At 53.8% G+C, this 23,863-nt stretch carries 24 protein-coding genes; 17 read left to right on the top strand and 7 right to left on the bottom strand.

What is annotated here, in order from left to right; all coding sequences use genetic code 11:
• Window positions 1-34 precede the first annotated feature (34 nt).
• Window positions 35-457 (top strand): ATP-binding protein, encoded by a 423-nt coding sequence (locus RHJ80_RS03705; protein ID WP_315863344.1) that lies wholly within the window; start codon window positions 35-37, stop codon window positions 455-457.
• A gap of 20 nt (window positions 458-477) precedes the next feature.
• Here RHJ80_RS03705 and RHJ80_RS03700 read toward each other — a convergent pair whose 3' ends face one another.
• The 6 genes from RHJ80_RS03700 to RHJ80_RS03675 form a co-directional block, all read right to left on the bottom strand.
• Window positions 478-1,389, bottom strand: a complete 912-nt coding sequence (locus RHJ80_RS03700) for a branched-chain amino acid transaminase (protein WP_206201112.1) — start codon at window positions 1,387-1,389, stop codon at window positions 478-480.
• 91 nt (window positions 1,390-1,480) lie between these two features.
• Complete coding sequence (locus RHJ80_RS03695; protein WP_310801486.1) at window positions 1,481-2,491, bottom strand: DUF389 domain-containing protein; 1,011 nt, start codon at window positions 2,489-2,491, stop codon at window positions 1,481-1,483.
• A 45-nt stretch (window positions 2,492-2,536) separates the two neighbouring features.
• Window positions 2,537-3,001: an MEKHLA domain-containing protein gene (locus RHJ80_RS03690; RefSeq protein ID WP_310744256.1), complete on the bottom strand. Its 465-nt coding sequence runs from the start codon at window positions 2,999-3,001 to the stop codon at window positions 2,537-2,539.
• A gap of 3 nt (window positions 3,002-3,004) precedes the next feature.
• On the bottom strand, window positions 3,005-4,159 hold the full coding sequence (locus tag RHJ80_RS03685) for an alanine--glyoxylate aminotransferase family protein (protein WP_310801485.1): 1,155 nt from the start codon (window positions 4,157-4,159) through the stop codon (window positions 3,005-3,007).
• Between the two features lie 34 nt (window positions 4,160-4,193).
• A complete protein-coding gene (locus RHJ80_RS03680; RefSeq protein WP_206201109.1) occupies window positions 4,194-5,207 on the bottom strand; it encodes a type I glyceraldehyde-3-phosphate dehydrogenase in 1,014 nt (337 codons plus the stop codon).
• Between the two features lie 87 nt (window positions 5,208-5,294).
• Window positions 5,295-6,857 (bottom strand): photosystem II high light acclimation radical SAM protein, encoded by a 1,563-nt coding sequence (locus tag RHJ80_RS03675; RefSeq protein WP_310743401.1) that lies wholly within the window; start codon window positions 6,855-6,857, stop codon window positions 5,295-5,297.
• Between the two features lie 214 nt (window positions 6,858-7,071).
• Between RHJ80_RS03675 and RHJ80_RS03670 the strand changes: the two genes are divergently transcribed.
• Complete coding sequence (locus RHJ80_RS03670; RefSeq protein ID WP_206201107.1) at window positions 7,072-7,425, top strand: DUF1830 domain-containing protein; 354 nt, start codon at window positions 7,072-7,074, stop codon at window positions 7,423-7,425.
• Complete coding sequence (locus RHJ80_RS03665) at window positions 7,422-8,099, top strand: RibD family protein (RefSeq protein WP_310438087.1); 678 nt, start codon at window positions 7,422-7,424, stop codon at window positions 8,097-8,099. Before RHJ80_RS03670 ends, RHJ80_RS03665 begins: the two co-directional genes overlap by 4 nt.
• Before the next feature lie 44 nt (window positions 8,100-8,143).
• On the opposite strand, the gene RHJ80_RS03660 is transcribed toward RHJ80_RS03665, so the two are convergent.
• Entirely contained in the window at window positions 8,144-8,887 is a 744-nt protein-coding gene (locus RHJ80_RS03660) for an HAD family hydrolase (protein ID WP_206201106.1), read from the bottom strand.
• A 60-nt stretch (window positions 8,888-8,947) separates the two neighbouring features.
• Between RHJ80_RS03660 and RHJ80_RS03655 the strand changes: the two genes are divergently transcribed.
• From RHJ80_RS03655 to RHJ80_RS03590, 14 genes are all read left to right on the top strand, one after another.
• Entirely contained in the window at window positions 8,948-9,550 is a 603-nt protein-coding gene (locus RHJ80_RS03655; protein WP_310801484.1) for an aminodeoxychorismate/anthranilate synthase component II, read from the top strand.
• Between the two features lie 51 nt (window positions 9,551-9,601).
• Window positions 9,602-10,351 carry an MBL fold metallo-hydrolase gene (locus tag RHJ80_RS03650; RefSeq protein WP_310801483.1) on the top strand — a complete coding sequence of 250 codons (750 nt, stop codon included), beginning with the start codon at window positions 9,602-9,604 and terminating at the stop codon, window positions 10,349-10,351.
• A gap of 59 nt (window positions 10,352-10,410) precedes the next feature.
• Complete coding sequence (locus tag RHJ80_RS03645; protein WP_206201103.1) at window positions 10,411-11,382, top strand: ABC transporter ATP-binding protein; 972 nt, start codon at window positions 10,411-10,413, stop codon at window positions 11,380-11,382.
• A 16-nt stretch (window positions 11,383-11,398) separates the two neighbouring features.
• Window positions 11,399-12,202, top strand: coding sequence for an ABC transporter permease (locus tag RHJ80_RS03640; RefSeq protein WP_190278347.1), 804 nt, complete (start codon window positions 11,399-11,401; stop codon window positions 12,200-12,202).
• 12 nt (window positions 12,203-12,214) lie between these two features.
• On the top strand, window positions 12,215-13,756 hold the full coding sequence (locus tag RHJ80_RS03635) for a Gldg family protein (RefSeq protein ID WP_310453337.1): 1,542 nt from the start codon (window positions 12,215-12,217) through the stop codon (window positions 13,754-13,756).
• Between the two features lie 82 nt (window positions 13,757-13,838).
• Entirely contained in the window at window positions 13,839-15,029 is a 1,191-nt protein-coding gene (locus RHJ80_RS03630; RefSeq protein ID WP_310801481.1) for a chloride channel protein, read from the top strand.
• A 184-nt stretch (window positions 15,030-15,213) separates the two neighbouring features.
• On the top strand, window positions 15,214-16,296 hold the full coding sequence (gene psbA, locus RHJ80_RS03625; RefSeq protein WP_181495653.1) for a photosystem II q(b) protein: 1,083 nt from the start codon (window positions 15,214-15,216) through the stop codon (window positions 16,294-16,296).
• Between the two features lie 100 nt (window positions 16,297-16,396).
• A complete protein-coding gene (locus RHJ80_RS03620) occupies window positions 16,397-17,203 on the top strand; it encodes a hypothetical protein (RefSeq protein ID WP_310801480.1) in 807 nt (268 codons plus the stop codon).
• Between the two features lie 7 nt (window positions 17,204-17,210).
• A complete protein-coding gene (hemW, locus tag RHJ80_RS03615; RefSeq protein ID WP_310743397.1) occupies window positions 17,211-18,410 on the top strand; it encodes a radical SAM family heme chaperone HemW in 1,200 nt (399 codons plus the stop codon).
• A 37-nt stretch (window positions 18,411-18,447) separates the two neighbouring features.
• Complete coding sequence (gene htpG, locus RHJ80_RS03610) at window positions 18,448-20,376, top strand: molecular chaperone HtpG (protein ID WP_310801479.1); 1,929 nt, start codon at window positions 18,448-18,450, stop codon at window positions 20,374-20,376.
• Between the two features lie 25 nt (window positions 20,377-20,401).
• A complete protein-coding gene (locus tag RHJ80_RS03605) occupies window positions 20,402-21,868 on the top strand; it encodes a site-2 protease family protein (protein ID WP_310801478.1) in 1,467 nt (488 codons plus the stop codon).
• A complete protein-coding gene (gene larB, locus RHJ80_RS03600) occupies window positions 21,869-22,630 on the top strand; it encodes a nickel pincer cofactor biosynthesis protein LarB (protein WP_206201097.1) in 762 nt (253 codons plus the stop codon).
• A 42-nt stretch (window positions 22,631-22,672) separates the two neighbouring features.
• The gene (rpsT, locus tag RHJ80_RS03595) at window positions 22,673-22,969 is read left to right on the top strand and encodes a 30S ribosomal protein S20 (RefSeq protein WP_149820827.1); all 297 of its coding nucleotides are present in this window, start codon (window positions 22,673-22,675) and stop codon (window positions 22,967-22,969) included.
• A gap of 5 nt (window positions 22,970-22,974) precedes the next feature.
• On the top strand, window positions 22,975-23,805 hold the full coding sequence (locus RHJ80_RS03590; RefSeq protein WP_310801477.1) for a TatD family hydrolase: 831 nt from the start codon (window positions 22,975-22,977) through the stop codon (window positions 23,803-23,805).
• Window positions 23,806-23,863 lie beyond the last annotated feature (58 nt).

Genomic DNA, 23,863 nt, shown 5'->3' with positions numbered 1-23,863 from the left:
CTGTATCCCGCTGCCCAGTTATCCTTCGCGGGTTATGCCGTCTATGACGTTAATGTACGTTGCGCCTCAATGGCAAACCCTAGCATTTCCCTCAACGCTTTTTCTCCAACCCATCCTAGACATTCTACTCAGTGATCTTCCCCCCCAGTACAAAGATGAAATTAGGCTAGGCCTCCAAGAAGCCCTCGTCAATGCGGCTCGCCACGGCAATCAACTCAATCCTGAAAAGCTGGTTTTTGTGCGTTATACCTTCTTCCCCGATCAATGCTGGTGGGTGATTACGGATCAGGGGGACGGTTTCTCTCCTCCTAGTAATGTTTCTGAGACTGCTGATGAGTTATTGCCAGCCGCCGACTGTGAATGTGGTCGGGGCTTATTTTTGATCTATGCCATCTTTGATGAGGTCTATTGGAACCCGAAAGGAACCGAATTAAGTCTGTGTAAGTACCTCACCTAAGCGGATTACGAACCTTTGAGCTAGAGGGGAATGACATCAACCCAGTGACGATACTGTGGCTCCCGTCCTTCAACGATCGCCTGTAATTGTTTTTGCAGTTGGCGTGTCAGGGGGCGATCGCTCGGCAGCGTGTAGGTCTCAATGCGACTGACGGGCACAATTCGCGCAGCCGTACCCGTTAAAAAGACCTCATCGGCAATCAAAAGTTCCGTACGATCCACAGGCCGCTCAATCACCTTGACACCCGCCGCCTGCGCTAGCTCAATGACACTGCGGCGGGTAATGCCCTCAAGAATGTCTTGATCCACACTGGGGGTGATGAGTTGACCATCCCGCACCAGAAACAAATTCATTCCTGAGGCTTCGCAGACTTTCCCTTGGTCATTGAGGAGAATCGCCTCATCAAAGCCAGAGGAAACAGCCTCTGTTTTTGCCAGTGCCGAGACAATATAGGAAGTGGTCAACTTGCCCCTTAGGGGAAACGAGCGATCGCACTGCCGCTGCCATGAACTAATGCGACAGGTAACGCCTGCAGCTGACAGGTAATCGCCAAGGGGCATGCCGTAAATAAGAAAATCCTTCTCAATGTCATGGAGCCGTGGTGCAATGCCCAGCCCAGAGGTATAGACCAAAGGGCGAATATAGAAGGGCACGCTAGGTTGGTTTTTTTGCACCCATGCAACAATTTTCGACTTAATCTCGCTGGTGGGCAATTCATAGCCGAGATAGTGGGCACTGCGACTCAGGCGACGACAGTGATCCTCCAGACGAAAGAGGAGAATTTCCCTAGCGTTGGCCGGATTAGGGAGACCGCGCAAGCCTCCTAGGGCCGCTGTTCCGTAGTGAAGGGCATGGGTGGCCACGGAAATTTTGGCCTCTGCAAAGGGCACAAACTGACCGTTGAGATAGGCGTAGGGGAGAAAGTCACTCATGCGTCAATGGGAAGCGTTGACAAAGAACAGATGCAACCAAAGATCAGCTGCAGTCTCAATAGTCTAACATTTTGGCTTAACGCTCAAAAAACTAGGGCAACGGCTCCTCTGAGGTGATCTCTTCAATGCTAGACACCTGTAGGACTAGACGAAAAGGGCGATTCATCCGCTGTTGGATAAACTCTTCCATGAGTGCCACCTGTTTTGGGGTGACCGGCTCGCGGGCACGCACATTCACCCGAATCACGGGTGGGTTACTGACCCAATTCGTTTCCATACCTAACAGATCGAGGCGTTGAAATGTCAGCGTTCCTCCAATGAGCGCCTCTCGTACTTGCTGTTGCAACCGCACTTGTTCAATGAGCCGACTGAAGCTAATGGCGAGGGGAATCACCAACAGAGCGGTGAGGGCAGCGGCAATGGTGAGGGGACGGCGCCCTTGATGCAAAGGGATATAACCAACAATGACAAAAACTACCATGCAGGCCAGCGTAATTCCTAGCAGGTTTGTGAAATATAGCAGCGTTGCCCCCACACTCAGACTCGTATTCAACTGCGCTATCCCAAGGCCAACTGTGCAAACGGGCGGCATGAGCGCAACGGCGATCGCTGTCCCCGCCAAGGTGTTTGAAACACGGGGTTCCGCCACCGCATAGGCACTCACGGCACCTGCGGCCACCGCAATGCCCAAGTCCAGCAGATTGGGTTGGGAGCGGGCCATGATCTCACTGCCATAGACCTCAAGACCCACCATGACACCAATTGTCCAAGACATGCCAATGGCCATGAGGGTGCCGACAATCAAGGCAATCGCTGCCTCACGAAACATCTTGAAGTCGCCAATGAGAGCGGCTAAGGCCAATCCGCGAATCGGCAGCATCAGCGGTGCAATCACCATCGCCCCAATAATCACAGCGGCACTGTTGGAGAGCAAACCAAATGTGGCGATCGCGCAGGAAGTAACAATCAAGACCACATAGGGAACATTCAAATGGGATTCAGCATACAGTATCCGAATCAATTGATTGAGGCTTTCTGGCGTACGGCGGTGATAGCGGAAGGCTTGAACCTGATGCAACCAATGGGCAAGGAGTTCTTTCATGGACAACCTTGTACAGTCACTTATACGCAAGGGGTTAGATCAATGCTACAGGAACTGCCATTGATTAAACGTTGCTGCTTGGCCAACTGGATTGCCCGCTTCATCCAAAACCGTCCAAATCCAAGCATTTTCAATGCGAAACCGCCGCCCAGAACGAGAAATACGAACACCACTGTAGTTGTTGGCATAGCCTTGGCGGGCTGCTTGGGCAAGGAGGGTTGCTCGTTCAGTTTGAGCCATGGGTTCCGCCGTCAGCCGCGAAGGAAGCTGCACCAATTCCGGCCAAGAGAGTTCCCACAGGGTGAGAGCGGCTTGGTTGCCATAGTTGAGGATGGGATCGGCCTCATACCCATGGGAGAGAACGGGCTGTGACCAGTGAAACAACTGCTGTGCTAGGCTCAAGTCATCCCCAGCCGGAGCAGCTAGGAGCGATCGCCCCGTCCAGTGCTGAAAACTGGCGCAAATGCGTCGTGCCTGCTGGACTGCCGGTGGCTGCAACCAAGGCTCCATCACTTAGGCCGTGGTCAATACACGACTGGCAGCGGCCACCCCGGCACCGGGACTAAAGTTGGTGTATCCCAATTCGCCAAGCACCGCTTCTAGGGCACTGACTGCGGCTAAAATATCGCGATCGCTGACAAAACCCAAGTGACCCACTCGGAAAATTTGCCCCTTGAGGTGATCTTGACCACCCGCTAGGGCAATGTCAAAGCGTTTTTTCATTAGGCTGCGAATCTTTTCGGCCTCCACTCCTTGGGGTGCCACCGCCGTAATCGCGGGACTGGCACAGTGATCCGCCGCATAAAGGGGCAAGTTGAGTGCCTTCATGGCGGCGCGGGTGGCCTGCATCAAGCGGTGGTGGCGGGCAAAGATATTCTCTAAGCCCTCTGCTTGCATCATCTCCAGTGCGGTCTTCAGGGCAAAGAAGAGATTCACCGGTGGCGTAAAGGGGGTTGTGTTCTTGGCAGCGTCCTTGCGGTATTTCCCCAAGTCAAGATAGAACTTCGGCAACGTGGCTGTCTTGTAGGCTTCCCAAGCCTTGGCACTGACGCTGACAAACGCCAAGCCCGGCGGGATCATATACCCCTTCTGGGAACCGGAACCGACAACATCTAACCCCCACTCGTCAATGGGCACACTCACAGCGCCCAGACTGGTCACGGCATCCACAATGATCAGGGCTTGGCCGTGGGCTTTGACGTGGCGGTTGATTGCCTCTAAGTCGTTGATCACGCCCGTTGAGGTCTCACTGTGGGTAATGATCACCGCTTTGATGGTTTTGGCCGTGTCTGCCTCGAGGGCGGCTTTGAAGTCATCGGGGTTGAGGGGTTGTCCCCAAGGCGCCGTAATGCGCTCCGTTTTCAGGCCATAGGCATCGCACACCTCTGCCCAGCGATCGCCAAACTTACCATTACAGCCTACGAGCACGCGATCGCCCGCGCTGAGAAAGTTAATGATCCCGGCCTCCATTGCCCCTGTGCCACTGGCCGCCAAAATCAGCACATCATTCGTGGTTTGATGCAGCCATTTCAACCCTGACGTCACCGCCGCCATGATCTCGCTAAAGTCACCGCTGCGATGGCCAATGGGATGTTTGCTGAGGGACAGAAGAACCGACTCCGGTACCGGCGTAGGCCCCGGAATCATTAACATCGATTTATCTTGCATCGTGAGTTGCGAACCAATCCTTAAAATGAAACGACTAAGCCCAGTGAGCGGCCATGTGCTCTGCCAAGTCCAGAACCCGCTGGCTATAGCCCCACTCGTTATCGTACCAAGCCACCACTTTCACTAGATTGCCCCCCATCACCATCGTGAGGGACGCATCCAAAATCGAGGAGGCGTTGTGACCCCGATAGTCCGAAGACACCAGCTCCAATTCACTGTAGTGGATAATCCCCTTCATTGTGGTTTCCGAGGCTTCCTTGATCACTTGGTTCACCTGCTCAGCAATGGTGGGTTTTTCCACTTGAGCAACAAAATCAACCACAGAGACATTGGGGGTGGGTACCCGCAGGGCAATCCCGTTCAGCTTACCTTGCAACTCGGGAATCACCAATCCGACTGCCTTAGCAGCCCCCGTAGAGGTGGGCACAATGTTCATCGCTGCTGCCCGTGCCCGCCGCAGATCGCGGTGACTGGCATCGAGTAAGCGCTGATCCCCCGTGTAGCTGTGGGTCGTCGTCATCATCCCCTGCTGAATGCCAAAGGTTTCATGGAGCACTTTGACAATGGGGGCTAAGCAGTTGGTGGTGCAACTGGCATTGCTGACGATATCTTCACTGGGATTGTAGGTGTGATGATTCACTCCCACCACGTATGTCGGAATATTGCCTTTACCGGGTGCTGTAATCAAGACTTTTTTCGCACCGGCACTCAGGTGCTTGCTGGCACCTTCACGGCTGGTAAAAACCCCGGTGGCTTCAATAACGAGATCAATTCCCCACGAACTCCAAGGCAGATTTTCGGGGTTGCGATCAGAGACACATTTGACCGCATGGCCACCAGCATAGATGCAGTCGTCGTCAGCACTGATTTCGGCATCTTGGAAAATGCCTAGCATCGAGTCATACTTCAGCAAATGGGCATTGGTGCGGGGATCGGAGGTATCGTTGATGCCTACAATCTCTAGCTTGCTATTGGCTTTCCGCTGTAACCAGCAACGCATGAAGTTCCGACCGATGCGCCCAAAACCATTGATAGCGACTCTAACCACCTGATCCCTTCCTCTGTTTACTAACTCATTGCCAGAAATGATCTAGGAAACATTCTAAGGGGGAATGGTCATTTTATTGCGTTTTTTTTAACGATGCACAAGACGAGTCTCCGCAAGGGGTGCTGACAATGCCGCCTCGAGAGGGGCACGGCCAAATCGCTCCTCCAGTAGATCCATGACCGTGCGGCCAAAGTCATTGGGATTGAGTCGCCAAGCCGCTAGGCACACTTCGCCAAAGACGGATCCCATGGGTTCTGGGTTCCAGAGGAGTTTCTTGGCCGTCCAAGGCATCAGGCTCATGGGGTTGTAGCCGGGGCGCAAAATGCCGTGTTCAAGGGCATATGCCTCAAGATGGGTGTGGGGTTGCAGACCAATAAAGAAAATGGCTGGCTCCACCTTGTCAGCGCCAAAGATGCCTTCTAGTTCACGGTGGTAGGCAATGGTCTGGGCAATCGTTTCAGGGCGTTCGTCAATGACATTGAAGGAGTAGTTCACAGAGACGAGGGCGTTGAAGCCGGCGGCTTTCAAATCGCGGCAGTTTTGCAGCACGGTGCGCAGGTTATAGCCCATGCGCATTTTTCGCACCAATTCTTGGGAGCCACTGGTAATGCCGATTTCAAAGTAATTCATCCCCGTTTGCACCATCAGGTCACACAGTTCGGGGGTGAGGTTGTCAGCACGAATGTAGGCTGCCCAGTGAATATCATTCATGCCTGCTTTCAGGATTTCCTGCAGCAGGGCGATCGCGTCGGGGATAAATTTGCGGGCGGGGATAAACTGGGCATCGGTAAACCAAAAGTTGCGCACACCGCGATTGTAGAGCTGGCGCATTTCGGCGACGACTTCTTCAGCAGGGTTGATGCGCACCTGTTTGCCTTCAACCACGGTATAGACGCAGTAGCAGCAGTTGTGGGGACAGCCACGCTTGGTTTGCACGCCAATATAAAAGTCACCCCCCTGAAGGTAGTATTCAAATTCGGGCCAGATCGTCTCAATGTAGTCGTAGTTGCAGGCGGTTTTTTCGATGGGGGTTGGCCATTCGTGGATCAGGCGATCGCGGGGCTTTTCCACACCCGCAATGTAGCAACGCTCCCCGGCAATTGGCTGGTTCGTTAGGACTTTGTGCAGCAGCGTTTCCCCTTCACCAACGGAAACAATGGTGCCTTTGGGCAGTTGAGAACCCAATTGTTCATAAAAGACACTGACCGCACCGCCACCGACGATGGTCGTGACTTGCGGATGGTGACGCTTGGCATGGTGGAGTCCCAAACGGATTAAATTGAGGTTTCGCCAGAGTTCACCATAGTAGGCACTCATCACCCGCAGACCCCCGATCGCCCCCCGCAGCTTCACCAAGGGATTGCGGGCGTAATAGACCTCAAAGGCATGTTGCAGTGGATTGCCGCCCCGTCCCCCCACAGGGGCATAGATTTGAATATCCCGCCAAGAAAAAACCAGATGCGTGGGTTCAAAGTCATCAATCACTTGGGCAAGGGCACGACGAAAATCCAAGGGCGGTACCGTCCCCAGATCAAAAATCCGCTGCTCGATGCTTGGCAGTTGCTTGTGGATGTAGTCAGCCAGATAAACCACGCCAATGGGAAAAATCGGATTGCAGGGGAGACGGACGTAAAGGACACGCGGGGACATAGGCTAGTCCAAGATCTATGGAAACGCTAAATTCTTAATAAATCTCTATCGCTGTTTAGGTTGTAACACATTTGCGCCTTTCCAACAGGGGATCACGGGAACTCAAGGAAAGGATGAACTGTCCATCCTGTAGTTGAGTTTACAACTGGATCGAATTGGCAATGTTAGGCTAACAAGGGTAAAGACACGTCCCTATAAGAAACCATTACTTCCTATGCCGCAAATCTTTGATCCCGTCCCTAGCGATAGTTGCGATCGCATCCTCTGCTGTTATGTCAACGCCACCAGCAAAATTCAGGTGGTGCGCATTACCAATATTCCCAATTGGTATTTTGAGCGAGTCGTTTTTCCAGGACAACGGCTTTTCTTTGAATCACCGCCAGCGGGACAATTGGAGGTTCACAGCGGCACCATGGCTAGTGCCCTTCTTGCCGATACGATTCCCTGTTGTAAGCTGCAAGTGCAAGAAAGGGCAGATCATGTTTTTGTCCATGATGGCAACCCCCAGCCTTGGCTACAGTGGTATGATGAGTCCGCTGCAGCAACGGAAAAAGTGATGCTCCATTGAGTCAACCCAATAGTTATCGCCCCTACACCATTGCAGTTTTGGCCAGTAGTTTAGATGGCCGCCTTGCTCGTGCCGATGCTTTGGGTCAGCGCATTGCCTCGGCCTATGACTTTCAGCACCTTGAGCAGCAGGTGGCACAGGTGGATGCGGTACTCTTTGGGGCGACAACATTGCGTTTGGGGGGGACAGCGATGCGCCTTCAGTCTCCCCATCTGATTGCTGAGCGTGAGCACCAAGGGCGATCGCCCCAACCGCTGCAAATTGTCTGCTCTGCCCGTGGTGAATTAGACTTCAATCTTCCCTTCTTTCGCCAGCCCATTTCGCGCGCTTTGCTGACCACCGAGAAAGGCGCCAGCCGCTGGCAAGGATCCACTGCCTTTGATCACTGTTGGTCTGCTGGGGTGGCGGAGATTGACTGGCCACAGGCGTTTAGGCACATTCAAGGGGCTGGTGTACAAACCTTGGCCGTGTTGGGAGGAGGACAGCTTTTCGCCTCCCTGTTGCAGATGGCTGCCATTGACGAATTGTGGTTGACCCTCTGCCCCCTCCTCCTAGGGTCGGTAGCGCCTAGCCTCTATCCAGAGGAGATTGCCTTCTCAGGGAGGTTGACGCTCCTGAATGTCTTGCCTGTGGGCAATGAGGTTTATCTGCACTACCGCCTTAATTATGCTTGACTCATTGCGAGTAACCCTCAATCACCACTGAGTCTAATTAGTTCTCAGTCAGCACTAATCTGCATCTCCAAGGGTGAGGCAAGGATGCAATCACAGTAATTGAGCACTGGTGGCCGATGCCAACCCCACGTAACACCAATGCTGCCCGCTGCACCCCCCCGCTGTGCCATGAGGCCATCACTATCGGCATCGCCAATAACCACGGTTTGATCGGGTCGCACCCCAAGGCGATCGCACACCCTCAGGAGTACCTGCGGATCGGGCTTCGTGGGTGGCTCATCTCCCCCCTGCCAGCATTGGAAAAAGGGCTTCAGGTGATAGGTGTCTAAAAAAGCCTCGATTTCCGACCTGCGATCGCCAGAAATAATCGCCAAGGCACAGTTCATTCCATGCAACTGTTGTACCAATTCAATCACCCTCGGCAGGGGAGGGGTTAACGCTGCTTTGGTTGTAAATTTTAGCTCTGCTGCTTCAAAGGCGGTGCTCACCAGCTCTAGGGCGGCAATCCATGAAACCCCTTGGCTGGCAACAAGGGCTGCTGCGGCAATCAGATTCTCCTGCCGTGTTCCTACAGCTTGCAATCCCCCTGCATCCAAGTGCTCCCCCCTCACACCAAAGGCTTGGAGCAACAATTGCTTGAGATTGGGGAAATGATCAGCAACTGCCGCAGCGCGGGCGATCGCTAGCTCTTTCAAGTACTCAGCAACATCTGCTAATGTGCCATCTTTATCAAAGATCACCGCTGCTACAGGTTCAAAAGCGTGTCCGCGACAGGAGAGCCGTACCATTCAGAAAACCTCTGGGTAGTAGGATCATAAAGAATAAAAACGATAGAGGACGTTGCCCCCTTGCTTATCGTTATTGATAACTACGACAGCTTCACCTACAACCTTGTGCAGTACCTAGGAGAGCTAGCGCAGGAGTTCCCAGTTGCTGCGGATCTGCGCGTCTTTCGTAACGACAAGATCACCCTCGATGAGATCGCTGCCCTCGCCCCTGCGGGTATTGTGATTTCTCCTGGGCCGGGTCGCCCTGCCGATGCGGGGATGTCTGAAGCCCTGATCCGCACCTATGCTGGCACACTACCCATCTTGGGGGTTTGCTTGGGACATCAAGCGATTGGTGAAGTTTTCGGCGGCACGGTGACGCTCGCACCAACCCTCATGCACGGCAAAACGTCAGAAATTTACCACAGTGGTGTGGGGGTGTTCCAAAATTTGCCCCAACCCTTTACCGCAACCCGCTACCACAGCCTTGTTATTGATCGTGACAGTTGCCCTGATGTATTGGAGATTACGGCTTGGACAGAGGATGGCCTGATTATGGGGGTGCGCCACCGCCACTATCCGACGCTGGAAGGGGTGCAATTCCATCCGGAGAGCATTCTCACCACCTGCGGCAAAGACCTGCTACGGAACTTTTTGCGACGGCTGTCCAGTCCATCGTTGTGAGCCAGCCACTTTTCGGTACACTGAGCTGGAATAGGAGTGTGGGGAGAGAAAATGGAACGGCGGCAGTTCTTGCGTTGGGCACAAATTGGGGCGATCGCCAGCCTGAGTGGACACTGGGCAGCCCATGCCCAAGGGGGGGGGCTCTCTCTGCAATGGTTTGGCCACACCTGCTTTCTCTTCACCGGCAGTGGTCAGCGGGTACTGGTGAATCCCTTCCGTCCCATTGGTTGCACCAAAGGATTGCGGCCTCCCCGTGTCACTGCGGATATTGTCATGATTAGCAGTCGCCTCCTGGACGAGGGCTACATCGAAGGCTTACCCGGTCGGCCTAAACTGCTTTTTCAACCCGGTTCCTATAAAGTCAATGGTTTGAGTATTCAGGGCATCCGCACCAGTCATGATCGCGTTGGTGGCTTTCGCTTTGGCGTCAACGTGGTTTGGCGCTGGCAGCAGGGGGGCATCAATCTTTTGCATATGGGCGGCATTGCCATGCCGATCACGATTGAACAACGCATTCTCATGGGACGGCCTGATGTGATGATTGTGCCAGTGGGAGGAAGTGACAAAGCCTATACGGCTGAGGAGGCCAAGGCAGCCATTGAAGTTTTGCAACCCCGTTTGGTCATTCCTTCCCACTATCGGACGGCAGCGGCTGACCCCAATAATTGTGATCTGACGGGGCTAGAGGACTTTTTGAAAGTTATGGAGGGAACCCCGGTTCGCCGCAGTGGGGGTGCCTCCCTCAGTCTATCAGCAGCCAATCTGCCCCAAAATACCACTATCCAAGTCCTCAGTATTTGATGAGGAAAACGGCTATATTGTGTGTCAATGTTTCCCGTAGAACGAGTTGAGGAAACGCCATGATTCAGGTCGAACACCTGACCAAGGTTTACGGTACAACCGTCGCGCTGCGGGATGTCAGCTTTTCAGCGGCCAGTGGTGAGATTCTCGGTCTCCTCGGCCCCAATGGCGCAGGCAAAACCACCACAATGCGGATTTTGGCGGGGTATCTACCGGCAACGAGTGGCACAGCATCTATTGCAGGCTATGAAGTCCACACGAATCCGATGGCGGTGCGGCAGCGCATTGGCTATCTGCCAGAAAATCCCCCCCTCTATACGGAAATGACGGTGGCGGGCTATTTGCACTTTGTGGCTCGCATCAAAGGCGTCAGTGCGGGCGATCGCCCCCAGCGGGTGGAATATGCCCTCAAAAGCTGCGGCCTCTGGGATCGGCAACACACCATTATTCGCAAACTCTCGAAGGGCTATCGGCAGCGGGTCGGCATTGCCCAAGCGATCGTTCACGATCCGCCAGCCATCATTCTGGATGAACCCACGGTGGGTCTCGATCCGCGGCAAATTATTGAGGTGCGCAACCTGATTAAAAACTTGGCGGGACAGCATACAGTGATTCTTTCCACCCATATTTTGGCGGAAGTGAGCATGACCTGCGATCGCGCCGTGATTATCAATAAAGGCGAAGTGGCGGGCATTGGCCAACTGGATGAACTGCTGCAACGCCTCAGCAGTAGCTACACCTATGACCTCGAACTCGTGGGCGATCGCGCCGCTATTGAATCCCTCCTCCAACAGTTGCCTGCTCTGCAACAGATCACATGGGGCAATAGCACTCCCCAAGGGCGACAGCAACTTCAGGTCAGCAGTCCTTCAGAAATCGGTGCCGATCTCGCCAGTCTCCTTGTCCAAAATGGGGTGCAACTCTTTGAAATGCGCCGCTCCCGTGCCAACCTAGAGGAGGTGTTCTTGAAGCTAACGACCGATGAACCCACCGCAGAACCCAGCGATACCACCGAAGAAGCCCGTGCTTAGCGTTTCCCTCCAGGGGCTGCGTGTCCTCCTTGCTAACATTCTTGCCATCTATCGCCGCGAACTCCAGAGTTACTTTAGTGCCCCCTTCTACTATGTGATTGCCGGGGTGTTCTGGCTGCTCAGCGGCCTGTTTTTCCTCGTTGTGATGACGACAATTATTAGCCAAGTGGCTCAGCAGGATTTGCTGCAACAACAATTTGGGGCGCCGAGCCAAGCCATTGACGTTCCCAAGCTCATCCTCGAAAGTTTCCTTGGACTCCTCGGCTCCATTTCCCAAGTCATTTTGCCCATGCTCTCGATGGGACTGTACACCGAAGAACGCAAACGCGGCACCCTCGAACTTTTGGCCACCTCACCGATTACGAACTGGTGTGTGGCAACGGGTAAGCTCTTGGCAGTGCTCACGTTTTATACCACGCTGTTACTGCCCGTGATTGTCTATCAGTTTGTGGCGCTCCAGCAGAGTACGCCCCCCCTCTCCCCTTGGCTCATTCTGGCGGGCAATGGCGGATTGATTCTTTTAGCAGCAGCCATTCTCTCCTTGGGGATGTTTCTCTCATCGTTGACGGATAGCACGATCTTGGCGGCCATTTTGGGATTTGCGGTGTTGCTGATTCTCTGGGTGCTGGATGTCTTGGCTAAAAATACCGGCGGGAATCTCAGTGATATCCTCACCTACGTCTCACCCCTAGAGCACTTTACCAACCTGACACGGGGAATTTTCCGCAGCAGTAGTCTTGTTGTCTTTGGTAGTTATATTTTCCTCGGCATTTTCCTCACGGCACAGTCCATTGATGCCTTTCGTTACCAGCGCAATTAGGGGGTACCGGTCATGAAACGCTTTGCCCTAGGCTCACCCGAACAATTGACCACGGTATTGCTGTGGGCGGCGCCACTTTTGATCATTGCTGGCTTGAGTGCTGGCATCGTCACCAATCGCTGGAATTGGTTACCCTTGAGCCTTTTAGCTTTGGGGGGGATTGCCCTACTGCTGTGGCTGATCCAGCAAAGTCGTGTCTCCACAGGGTTTTGGGGGCGGCGTTCCACCCAAACCAGTACGAATGCCATCCTGACTGTGATTGCGGTGATTGCTCTATTGGGCATCGTCAATTTTTTGGCCGATCGCTACAGTGTTGAAATCGATCTCACCGAAAACCGTGCCTTTACCCTAGCGGCAGAAACCCGTGATGTTCTGCAAACTTTGGATCAGCCGGTGCGGGTATTGGTGTTTGATGCCAATGCTGCCAGTCGCGATCGCCTGTTGCTGGAACAGTACCGCCGTCAGGCCAACAACCAGTTTTCATTTGAGTTCATTGACCCCCAAGAGCAACCCGCCCTTGCTAAAAAGTACAACGTGACTCAAGTGGGGCAAGTGATTGTTGTGGCGGGCGAGAAAACGCAGCGCATTGATGAAGACCTTTCCGAAAGTAACCTCACCCCTGCCCTGATTCGGGTGACGAGCGATCGCACGATCCGTGCCTATTTCACTACGGGGCACAATGAACTTCCCCTCACAGGTGGCTCCGCCAGTCTCAGTGAAGTGGCTAAACTCCTCGAACAGCGAGATGTGGAACTCCTGCCCCTGAATTTGCTGGAGAAGGGCAAAATTCCTGAGGATGCGAATGTCATTGTGGTCGCTGGACCGCGGCAACCCTTTTTGCGTCTGGAGCAGGATCTGCTCAAGGCGTACCTGAATCGGGGTGGTAGCCTTTTGCTAATGCTCGATGTCGATGTCAACGCCGGTCTGGATGATTTACTGAAAAACTGGGGACTCACCCTCGATAATCGCTGGGTGATTGACGGCTCTGGTGTGGGTCAACAGGTGGGACTCGGTCCCGATACGATTATTGTCACCACCTATGGCAATCACCCGATTACTCAACGCTTTGCCCAAGGTCCGAGTGTCTTTCCCCGCGCGCAAGCCATTCGCATTGATCCTGTGAAGGATGATGACATTGTGGAAATTGCCCTCTCGGGCCCGCAAACTTGGGCGGAAACCGACTGGCAGTCGGGCAACCTTGAATTCACTGAAGGTGTCGATACCAAAGGGCCGCTGCCGATTGGTGTAGCGATTACCCGTCAGTTGAGTGATAACCCACCGAAGGAAGCCCGCTTGGTGGTCTTTGGGGATTCGGAATTCGCCACCGATGGTGTGATTGCCTACCAAGGGATTAATAGTGATCTCTTTGTCAATTCCGTGCTCTGGTTGGGCGATCGCGACCAAAAGGCACTCTCGATTCGTCCGCGCGAAACCACCAATCGCCGCCTGCAACTCAATGTCACCACCAGTCGCTGGCTAGAGATTATCAGTGTGTTTCTGCTGCCCCTTGTCGGGTTTGGCTCTGCCATTTTTGTCTGGTGGCGGCGCCGCTAACTCTTCTTCTATGGCCAGAGCCTCCTGCCCTTACTCTTGTTTGCTCCTGTATGCCCTAATCGTTGGTCTGCTTGGTGGCTGCGTGGCCACGGCTTTTTATCTCGCTCTTAAGCTGGGGTTTGCGCTGTTGTGGGGGACTGATCCTAGCCAAGTGAGCATTGGCACGTGGGCGCACCTCTATCCTTACATGCCGCTTTTGACGGCCTTTGGTGGCTTGTTGGTGGGCTTATCGGTCAAATTCTTGGGGGCAACGGAGGGACTCGCGGATGCGATCGCAGAGTTACACCACGAGGGTCGGTTAAGTTATCGCTTTCTACCGGGTATGGCATTGGCTTCTAGCCTATCTTTGCTGTTTGGCAGTAGTGCTGGCCCTGAAAGTCCCATGATTGATATCAATGGCGGCTTGGGCAGTTGGTTCGCGGAGCGTTTGCATCTACCCCCAGAGAGCACCCGTATTCTCACCCTCTGCGGTATGGCAGCGGGCATGGGCGTGTTTTTTGAGTCCCCCCTCGGCGCCACACTGTTTGTTTTGGAAGTCCCCCATCGCCGCAGTGTGGAGTTTTATGAGGCAATCATTCCAGCCCTGATTTCTGCGGCTGCTGGGTTTACCCTTTTTCGGGTCATTACAGGCACAACCATTGGTGGCATTTATCGGTTCCCTGCCTACGATACGCTGCGTCCTGAGGATATTGGCTTTGCAGTGTTGCTCGGCATCATTGGTGCGGCGGTGGGAACACTCTTTATCCTTGTAGATCGGCAGATTCAACGCTGGCTGAACCCCTATCGACAATATCCTCTTGTCTTAATTGTGGCGGTGGGTTTTCTGATTGGTTTGATTGCCCTGATTCATCCGATCACCCTGTTCTACGGTGAGCGGCAAATTGAACAAGTCATCCAAGTGGTCAACCGCTACAGCATTGGCATTCTGCTGAGCGTCGCTTTCTTTAAGCTGGTTGCCCTGAGTCTCTGTCTGCGGGGGGGCTTCCGTGGGGGGGTCGTCTTTCCCCTATTTTTTGTAGGTGCTTGTGTGGGCATGGCCGTACATGAGGCACTCCCGAATACACCCTTGAGTGTGGCCTTGGCTAGCATGATGGCGGCAATCACGGTGGTGGTGACCAAAACACCTTTGGGGCTGGCGGTGATTCTGACGGTGATTTCCCATACATCAATGCTGCCCTTGATTACGATCGCCACCTTAACCAGTTATCTATTGACCTTACCCATTGCTTGGATTCCCAGCCAGCGATCGCGCGAGGACACCCCTGATCCCTGAGAAATTATTAACAGAATATAAAATTTAGACACAACCCTTTACATTTTCCTGAGAGATTGATTAATATAAGGTTACATTCCGTTGCACAACACCAGCGGGTGCTCCTGAGGTCTCTCAGGGACTCGATTTGGGAGTGTAAACGGTTTGTAACATTCATTCATCTTGTTCAACAGGACTTATCACTATGACGACTGTTTTACAACGTCGCGAGCAACTGAACCTGTGGGAGCAATTTTGTAGCTGGGTTACCAGCACCAACAACCGCCTCTATGTGGGCTGGTTCGGTGTGTTGATGATCCCCACTCTGCTCGCTGCTACCATCTGCTTCGTGATTGCTTTCATCGCTGCTCCCCCTGTGGACATCGATGGCATCCGTGAGCCTGTCGCTGGCTCCTTGATCTATGGCAACAACATCATCACTGGTGCGGTTGTCCCCTCCAGCAACGCCATTGGCTTGCACTTCTACCCCATTTGGGAAGCTGCTTCCCTTGATGAGTGGCTCTACAACGGTGGCCCTTACCAACTGATCATCTTCCACTTCTTGATCGGTGTCTTCTGCTACATGGGTCGTGAGTGGGAACTCAGCTACCGCCTCGGTATGCGTCCTTGGATCTGCGTGGCCTACTCCGCTCCTGTGGCTGCCGCTACCGCTGTGTTCTTGATCTACCCCATTGGTCAAGGCAGCTTCTCCGATGGTATGCCCCTCGGTATTTCTGGTACCTTCAATTTCATGCTTGTGTTCCAAGCGGAGCACAACATCCTGATGCACCCCTTCCACCAACTGGGTGTGGCTGGTGTCTTTGGTGGTGCTCTGTTCTCCGCCATGCACGGTTCTCTGGTGACCTCCAGCTTGATCCGTGAAACCACCGAAACCGAGTCTCAAAACTACGGTTACAAATTCGGTCAAGAGGAAGAAACCTACAACATTGTGGCTGCCCACGGTTACTTTGGTCGCTTGATCTTCCAATACGCCAGCTTCAACAACAGCCGTGCGCTGCACTTCTTCCTCGCCGCTTGGCCGGTGATCGGTATCTGGTTCACCGCTCTGGGTATCAGCACGATGGCCTTCAACCTCAACGGTTTCAACTTCAACCACTCCGTTGTCGATGCTCAAGGCAACGTGATCAACACCTGGGCTGACATCATCAACCGTGCCAACTTGGGTATGGAAGTGATGCACGAGCGTAATGCTCACAACTTCCCCCTCGACTTGGCCAGCGCTGAGTCTGCTCCTGTGGCCATGATTGCTCCTAGCATCAACGGCTAATTCCTAGAGCAACGCTAACTAGCGTTTAGTTAAAGGAACCGCCTCTTCATCGGGGGCGGTCTTTTTTTATGATGATGGTCAAAGGGTAGAGACTTTGTTAATGAATGGTTGGACATCCCTCTTGGCAGTGGCAGTGCCTCTTGTGGTGCAAGCAGCAACACCAGCTCCAGAGATCATTACGCGGGCGATCGCGATCGCTGCCGAGCAGTTTGGTGAGGAACCAGCGCAAATTAGCGTGGTCCAAGTTCAGCCCAAAGTTTGGTCTGATGGCTGTTTGGGCTTGGGGGGGTTGCGGGTTGATTGTGCTGAGCGTTTAACCCCCGGTTGGGAAATTACCCTGACGAATCCCAATGCTCCCTATCCCCAACAGTGGGTCTATCGCACCAATCAAAGTGGTTCCCTGATTCTTTGGGATGCCGCTGGCAGTCGGATGATGGGTACCCTGATTCAGCGCCCCCAACGCCTGAGTCTAGAGGAGTTACCACCCCCCCTTCCTGAGGACGTGAGTTTTCGCGTGATTCGGCAAAGTGATGCCTCTGGGAGCCGTCCACCCGTAACGACAACGACACTGCTTTATAACGATGGTCGGATTGTGCAGCAAACCACCAATGCTCGCGGGGAAACCCTCAGCCGCACCCTACGCACAGTGACACCTGCTCAAGTCAGTCAATTTAATCAATGGTTGAGCGATCGCCGCTTTGAGCGCTTCAATGGCTTTGATTTTGTACCCACACCCCTAGAGCGACCGGTGCCTATTCATCTCGTCTCGACCCCCACCGCAACGGTGCGCTTTGCTGAAGCCAATGAATACCGCCTTGCCTCTGATTTGGTCGCTGTTTTGCGGGCATGGGAGTTATTGGTTGCCAAAGGTCGGCTGCCTGACCAGATTTCATCACAAACCAGTTAAGAAAACAATGACTAGAGCCGCATACATTCATCTGCCCTTTTGTCGGCGCCGCTGCTTCTACTGTGACTTTCCGATTACGGTAGTGGGAGATTCTCCGACGCTGGCAGAGTCACTTATCCAAGAGTATGTGGCTGCACTCTGTCAAGAAATTGCCCACACCCCTGCTGAGCCGCCACCACTCCAAACGATTTTTTTTGGGGGGGGAACACCGTCTCTAGTCCCGCCTCAATACATTGGCCAACTACTGGAAGCCCTTGATCGCCAAATAGGCATTGCCCAAGGGGCAGAAATTTCTATGGAAATGGATCCGGGAACCTTTGACTTAAAACAATTGCAGGGCTATCTCAAAGTAGGGGTGAATCGCGTCAGCTTGGGTGTACAGGCCTTTGACGATGAGCTATTGCGGGTATGTGGCCGTAGTCACGATGTGGCCGATGTTGAGCAGGCAGTTGCGATGCTTCATAGGGCGGGGGTAGCAAACTGGAGCATGGATCTCATTTCAGGCTTGCCGCAACAATCCTTAGCAGATTGGCAGTTCTCCCTCGAGCAAGCGATCGCCCTCAACCCTGCCCATCTATCCATCTACGACCTGATCATTGAACCCAAAACCGTCTTTAGCAAACGCTATCAACCCGAAGCAGACCCCCTACCCACTCAAGAGCAAGCCGCTGCCGCCTACTGCCTTACCCACAAGAGGCTAACAGCAGCAGGGTATGAGCACTATGAAATTTCCAATTATGCCCGACCGGGGTTTGCCTGTCGTCACAATCAAGTGTATTGGCGCAATCAACCCTACTATGGCTTTGGCATGGGCGCCACCAGTTATCTCGGGCATCGTCGCCTCAGCCGTCCGCGTACCCGCCGTGAATACTATCAATGGCTGCAAAGTTTACCCGAGAGCCTCAATCAAGTCAGTCCAGATGCCCGGTGGGATCGCTGGCTGGAAACCCTCATGCTGGGCTTGCGCCTCAGGGATGGCCTCTCTTTAGCTGCTCTAGCGGATGAATTTCCGATGTCGTGGGTTGAAGCCCTACAAGCAGCAGCGGCAAACATGTCTCCAGAGACGCTTTCTTTGACGGGCGATCGCCTGCACTTGACCCAGCCAGAAGGATTTCTGATGGCCAATACCGTCATTGTCACTCTTTGGGAGGCGATGGAGAGATCGGTTTTCCGCCAACAGGAAGCGCAACCCCTACCGATACACTAGAGGTTGTCTGACCAAGAATACACTCACGGGAAGCATCATGTTGGAACAGGGAACCATTTCAATCCATACTGAGAACATTTTTCCAATCATTAAAAAGTGGCTCTACTCCGATCATGAGATTTTCCTGCGGGAACTGGTCTCCAATGCGGTAGATGCAATCCAAAAACTGCGGATGGTGGCACGTTCTGGGGAATATAGCGGCGATGTGGATCACCCGGAAGTGACGATCACGATTGACAAAGAAAACAAAAAGCTGGCGATCGCCGACAACGGCATTGGCATGACCGCCGAGGAAGTCAAAAAATACATTACCCAAGTGGCCTTTTCCAGTGCCGAAGAATTCGTTCAAAAGTACAAAGGGGAAGGGGAAGACGCAATCATTGGTCACTTTGGCCTTGGTTTTTACTCCGCCTTCATGGTCTCAGAACGGGTGGAAATTGATACCCTCTCCTACCGCGAAGGTGCCGTCCCCGTGCATTGGACCTGTGATGGTTCCACTGAATTTACCCTCTCCGATGGTCAGCGCACCACTGTGGGGACAACCGTCACCCTGACCCTGCAAGAGGGTGAGTTGGAGTACCTAGAACCCGGCCGCATTCGTGAATTGGTACGCAAATACTGTGACTTTTTGCCGGTGCCAATTAAGCTAGAGGGTGAGCAAATTAATAAACAAATTGCCCCTTGGAAGAGTTCCCCCAATAGCCTCACCAAAGAAGACTATCTCGAGTTTTACCGCTATCTCTATCCCTTTCAAGAAGACCCGCTGCTTTGGGTTCACCTCAATACCGACTATCCCTTTGTGGTGAATGGCATTCTCTACTTTCCAAAGCTGCGCCCCGATATTGATGTCACCAAAGGGCAAATTAAGCTCTACTGCAACCAAGTCTTTGTCAGCGATAACTGTGAAGAGGTCATCCCGCGCTTTTTGCTGCCTTTGCGGGGGGTCATTGACAGCAGCGACATTCCCCTGAATGTGTCCCGCAGTTTCCTGCAAAAGGATCGCACGGTGCGCAAAATTGCCGACTACATTGCCAAAAAGGTGGGCGATCGCCTGAAGGAGCTATACCGCGAAGACCCGGCGGCCTACGTACGCTCGTGGCAAGACTTGGGCACCTTTGTCAAATTCGGTTCCATCAACGATGAGAAGTTCAAAAAGCAGGTGGAGGACATTCTCATCTACCGCACCACGGCCGAACTCACCTTCAAAGAGAGCGAGGATGTCTGGGCCAGTGAGGGGGGCATCCAAGTGGATGGCAAAACCTACACCACCCTCAAGGAGTACCTCGAGCGCAACAAAGAGCGCCAAGGCAAGCGCGTCTATTACTGCACCGATGAGGTCGGCCAAGCCACCTACGTGCAACTGCTTAAAAGCCAAGGGATTGAAGTCCTGTTTATGGACAGTTTCATTGATACCCACTTTGTGCCGTGGCTGGAGCAAAATTACCGCGATGTCAAGTTTCTGCGGGTGGACGCTGAACTGGATGACACCCTGATTGACAAGAGCAAAGAGAGCGAAATCATTGACCCAGCTACCAACAAAACCCGCAGTGAGCAGATCAAGGCGCTCTTTGAATCTGTGCTGAAAAAGCCGAAACTGACCATTCGCACCGAAGCCCTCAAGGCCGATGCCCCCCCGGCAATGATCCTGTTGCCCGAAACCAGTCGGCGGATGCAGGAGATGATGGCGATGATGCAGCAGCAACCCAATGCGCAGTTGCCAGAGGAGCATATCTTGGTTGTCAATACCGCCCATCCCTTGGTGCAAAATCTCCTCAGCCTCAACCAAGGCACGATTATTCAAACCAGCGGCACCTCAGAAACGGGTGCATTGGTCGAAAAGCTGTGTCAGTATATCTACGATTTGGCTCTATTGTCACAGCGGGGCTTTGATGCCAATGGTATGCAGCAATTTACAGAGCGTGCCAGTCAAGTTCTGACCCAACTGACCACTATGGCCACGCGCTAACGTTTGCAAACGCGGGAGGTAACGCATGATTATTACGGTAGGCCTATTGGCGGGGGCGATCGCCCTACTGGCGTGGGGACTGTACCGCAACCTGCCCTACGGCAAGCTGGGGATTGTGGCTTGGCTGCAAACCCTTGTCCTGATGCTCCCTTGGCTAGTGGTTTTTGGCAGCCTCAGCTTTGGGATTGTGATTAACTTTGCTGCCGTGCTCTTTGGGCTGGTGTTCTCGATTGTGGCCTATGTTGCCCTTGGCCGTTGGTTGCGATCGCTGGCGGCCACCGCCGAATTGCCCCTACCCTCTGCTCCCTCTGGCCGTTCGGAACTAGAGCAAGCCACCACAGAGCAGACGACCCCAGCCCAGCCTACTGCACGACCCAGCCTTCCCGCCGAAGACCTACAAGCCATTCAAAGTATCTTTAGCGTGGATACCTACTTCGCCACCGACTACATTCCCTACAAAGGGGGCGTGATCTGCCCAGGGAATCTGCGGGGAGAGGCCAAAGTGGTGCATCAGCAACTCACTGAACGCCTACAGGCCGCCTTGCCCGATCGCTATCGCCTCTTTATGGTGGCCAATGGGGAGGGCAAGCCGATGGTCGTGATTTTACCGATGACGACCGAACCGATTCGCTCGGGCAATCTTCAGAAGCTGGCAGCGGTTTTTTTGGCGGTGGCCACCCTTGGAACCTGTCTCGAGACCAGTGCCATCCTGCAGGGGTTTAGCTTACTGGGAAATCCAACCACTGGCCTCTTCCAGCGATCGCTCCCCTTTGCCTTGGGTCTCTTTGGCATTGCCGCTATACGGGAAGGGGGTCACTGGCTAATGGCCAAACGCTATCGGGCACGCTTGGGGCCGCCCATCTTTTTGCCGGCGTGGCAGTTGGGGACTTTTGGGGCCATGACCCGCATTGAATCCTTCCTTGCCAATCGCAGTCAACTCTTTGATATTGGTGCAGCAGGGGCGATCGCGGCTGGTAGTGTTTCGCTGCTGCTGTTGGCCATTGGCCTTGTTCTCTCGCCCACGAGTCAGGGGTTAGAGGTGCCGACCCTCTTTTTCCAAGGCTCGATTTTGGTGGGGACGATCGCCAAGCTCTTTTTGGGGCAGCAGTTGCAAAGTGAAGTGGTGATGGTGCATCCCTTTGTGATTTTGGGCTGGCTGGGCTTGATCATGACGGCCTTGAACTTGATGCCCGCAGGACAACTGGATGGGGGGCGGATTATTCAAGCCATTTACGGTACCAAAACCGCCAAACGACTGACGATTATTACCCTTTTGGTCTTGGGCTTGGTGGCGATCGTCAACCCCTTGGCCTTGTATTGGGCGTTGGTGATTCTGCTGTTGCAGCGGGATATGGATCAGCCCAGTCTCGATGAGATCACCGAACCCGATGATACCCGTGCTGGTCTTGGTCTGCTGCTATTGTTCCTGATGGCCGCTACCTTGATCCCGATGGCGCCGGGGCTAGCGGGTCGCTTGGGAATTGGAGGCTAAATGCCCGATTCACTGCGGCAGATTTTGGCGGCAGTCGCCCAAGGGCAACTGAGCGTAGAGACCGCCTATCGCCAACTGCAACATCTGTCCTACGAACCCATTGGCGATTTTGCACGCATTGATCACCAGCGGCAGCAGCGCACCGGCTTTCCAGAGGTGATTTGGGGACCCGGCAAAACCCCGCAGCAGATTGTCGAGATTCTGGAGCGGATGCGTCCCCACTATCCCTGTGTGATGGCGACACGGATTTCCCCAGAAGTCTTTGAGGCAGTGCGATCGCGCGTTGGGGGACTGCACTATTTTGAAAAGGCACGGATTTGCAGTACAGCCCCCATTTTGCCGCCGCAGTTTCCCCTGCCGGTGGGCTTGGTCTGTGCCGGCACAGCGGATCTACCCGTGGCTGAAGAAGCGGCAGTGACGCTGCAACTGTCAGGATTTGGGGTTGAGCGATTTTGGGATGTGGGGGTGGCGGGGATTCATCGGCTGTTGAGTGTGCGCGATCGCCTAGAGGAGATGGCCCTGCTCATTGTGGTTGCCGGCATGGAGGGGGCACTGCCCAGTGTGGTGGCGGGGCTAGTCTCGGTACCCGTGATTGCTGTACCCACCAGTATTGGCTATGGCGCGAATTTTGGCGGTTTGGCAGCGCTACTGACAATGCTCAACTCCTGTGCCCCCGGCATTGGTGTCGTCAATATTGACAATGGCTTTGGGGCAGCCATGCTGGCGGCCAAGATCTTGCGATCGCTCAGTCAACGGTTATAATGGTTATTTGTTCTTAACGTGTGATTGATCATCAGGTGACCTGTGGCTAACATCAAATCTGCCGCTAAACGTGCCCAAATTGCTGAGCGCAACCGTCTTCGCAACAAAGCCTATCGCTCGGCAGTGCGGACGCTGATTAAAAACTACTTGACGGCTATTAGTCAGTATGCTGCCGATCCCACTCCGGAAAAACTGGCGGAAGTCCAGCAGCGACTCAACTTGGCCTTTAGCAAAATTGACAAAGCGGTTAAGCGCGGTGTGCTCCATCGCAACACCGGTGCCCGTCGTAAAGCGCGGCTGACCCGTATCCTCAACAAAACGCTGCAACCGGCTGCCTAATCCCCATGTTGGTGGATACCCACGTCCATCTCAACTTTCCAGAGTACGCATCCGATCTGGACTCAGTGGCTGAACGCTGGCGATCGGCGGGAGTGGTGCGGCTGGTTCACTCCTGCGTTGAACCCAGTGAATTTCCCACCATTCAGAGCCTTGCCGCGCAGTTTCCCGAACTCTTTATGGCAGTGGGTCTCCATCCCCTAGATACAGAGCAGTGGCAGCCGGATCTCAAGGAAAAAATTGCCCGCCTTGCCGCCAGTGAACCCAAGGTGGTTGCCATTGGCGAAACAGGTTTAGATTTTTACAAAGCCACGAATCGCGAAGAACAGGAAGCGGCCTTTTGGGCACAGTTGGAGGTTGCCCACAGCTTGAATCTGCCAGTGATTATCCACTGTCGGGAGGCAGCCGCTGCCGCGCGGGATCTACTTCAACAGTTTGTGCGCGATCGCGGGCCGGTGCAAGGAGTGATGCACTGCTGGGGCGGTACCCCCGAAGAAACGGAGTGGTTTCTCGATCTGGGTCTTTTTATCAGCTTTAGCGGCACCGTCACGTTTAAGAACGCCAAACAAATCCATGCCTCGGCACAAATGGTTCCCAGCGATCGCCTACTGGTGGAAACGGATTGCCCCTTCCTTGCCCCTGTGCCCAAACGCGGCGAAAAACGCAATGAACCCAGCTATGTGCGCTTTGTGGCTGAAGCCGTCGCCCGTCTGCGACAATGTGACCTCTTGGAATTAGAACAGCAAACCACCCTCAACGCCTGTCAGCTCTTTCGCCTCCCCCTGCCCCCAGAAGTTGCCGCATCAATTGCTCAGGCATTGGGAAGTTTACTGAATTGAATCAACGTTAAAAAATCTAGCGCATTTGCGAGCCTAGCCGTTTCAGCATCCTAGGATG

This window comes from Thermosynechococcus sp. QS41 (assembly GCF_031583515.1).
GTDB lineage: Bacteria > Cyanobacteriota > Cyanobacteriia > Thermosynechococcales > Thermosynechococcaceae > Thermosynechococcus.
Note: the sequence above shows the minus strand (reverse complement) of the source record. Positions and strands in the feature narration are given on the sequence as shown.

Coding starts and splice junctions, on each gene's coding strand:
- RHJ80_RS03695 (WP_310801486.1), bottom strand. CDS start 2,491: ATGAAAGAACTCCTTGCCCATTGGTTGCATCAGGTTCAAGCCTTCCGC.
- psbA (WP_181495653.1), top strand. CDS start 15,214: ATGACGACTGTTTTACAACGTCGCGAGCAACTGAACCTGTGGGAGCAA.
- RHJ80_RS03620 (WP_310801480.1), top strand. CDS start 16,397: ATGAATGGTTGGACATCCCTCTTGGCAGTGGCAGTGCCTCTTGTGGTG.
- RHJ80_RS03650 (WP_310801483.1), top strand. CDS start 9,602: ATGGAACGGCGGCAGTTCTTGCGTTGGGCACAAATTGGGGCGATCGCC.
- larB (WP_206201097.1), top strand. CDS start 21,869: ATGCCCGATTCACTGCGGCAGATTTTGGCGGCAGTCGCCCAAGGGCAA.
- RHJ80_RS03590 (WP_310801477.1), top strand. CDS start 22,975: ATGTTGGTGGATACCCACGTCCATCTCAACTTTCCAGAGTACGCATCC.
- htpG (WP_310801479.1), top strand. CDS start 18,448: ATGTTGGAACAGGGAACCATTTCAATCCATACTGAGAACATTTTTCCA.
- RHJ80_RS03645 (WP_206201103.1), top strand. CDS start 10,411: ATGATTCAGGTCGAACACCTGACCAAGGTTTACGGTACAACCGTCGCG.
- RHJ80_RS03670 (WP_206201107.1), top strand. CDS start 7,072: ATGCCGCAAATCTTTGATCCCGTCCCTAGCGATAGTTGCGATCGCATC.
- RHJ80_RS03660 (WP_206201106.1), bottom strand. CDS start 8,887: ATGGTACGGCTCTCCTGTCGCGGACACGCTTTTGAACCTGTAGCAGCG.
- RHJ80_RS03685 (WP_310801485.1), bottom strand. CDS start 4,159: ATGCAAGATAAATCGATGTTAATGATTCCGGGGCCTACGCCGGTACCG.
- RHJ80_RS03635 (WP_310453337.1), top strand. CDS start 12,215: ATGAAACGCTTTGCCCTAGGCTCACCCGAACAATTGACCACGGTATTG.
- RHJ80_RS03605 (WP_310801478.1), top strand. CDS start 20,402: ATGATTATTACGGTAGGCCTATTGGCGGGGGCGATCGCCCTACTGGCG.
- RHJ80_RS03675 (WP_310743401.1), bottom strand. CDS start 6,857: ATGTCCCCGCGTGTCCTTTACGTCCGTCTCCCCTGCAATCCGATTTTT.
- hemW (WP_310743397.1), top strand. CDS start 17,211: ATGACTAGAGCCGCATACATTCATCTGCCCTTTTGTCGGCGCCGCTGC.
- RHJ80_RS03700 (WP_206201112.1), bottom strand. CDS start 1,389: ATGAGTGACTTTCTCCCCTACGCCTATCTCAACGGTCAGTTTGTGCCC.
- RHJ80_RS03690 (WP_310744256.1), bottom strand. CDS start 3,001: ATGGAGCCTTGGTTGCAGCCACCGGCAGTCCAGCAGGCACGACGCATT.
- RHJ80_RS03705 (WP_315863344.1), top strand. CDS start 35: ATGCCGTCTATGACGTTAATGTACGTTGCGCCTCAATGGCAAACCCTA.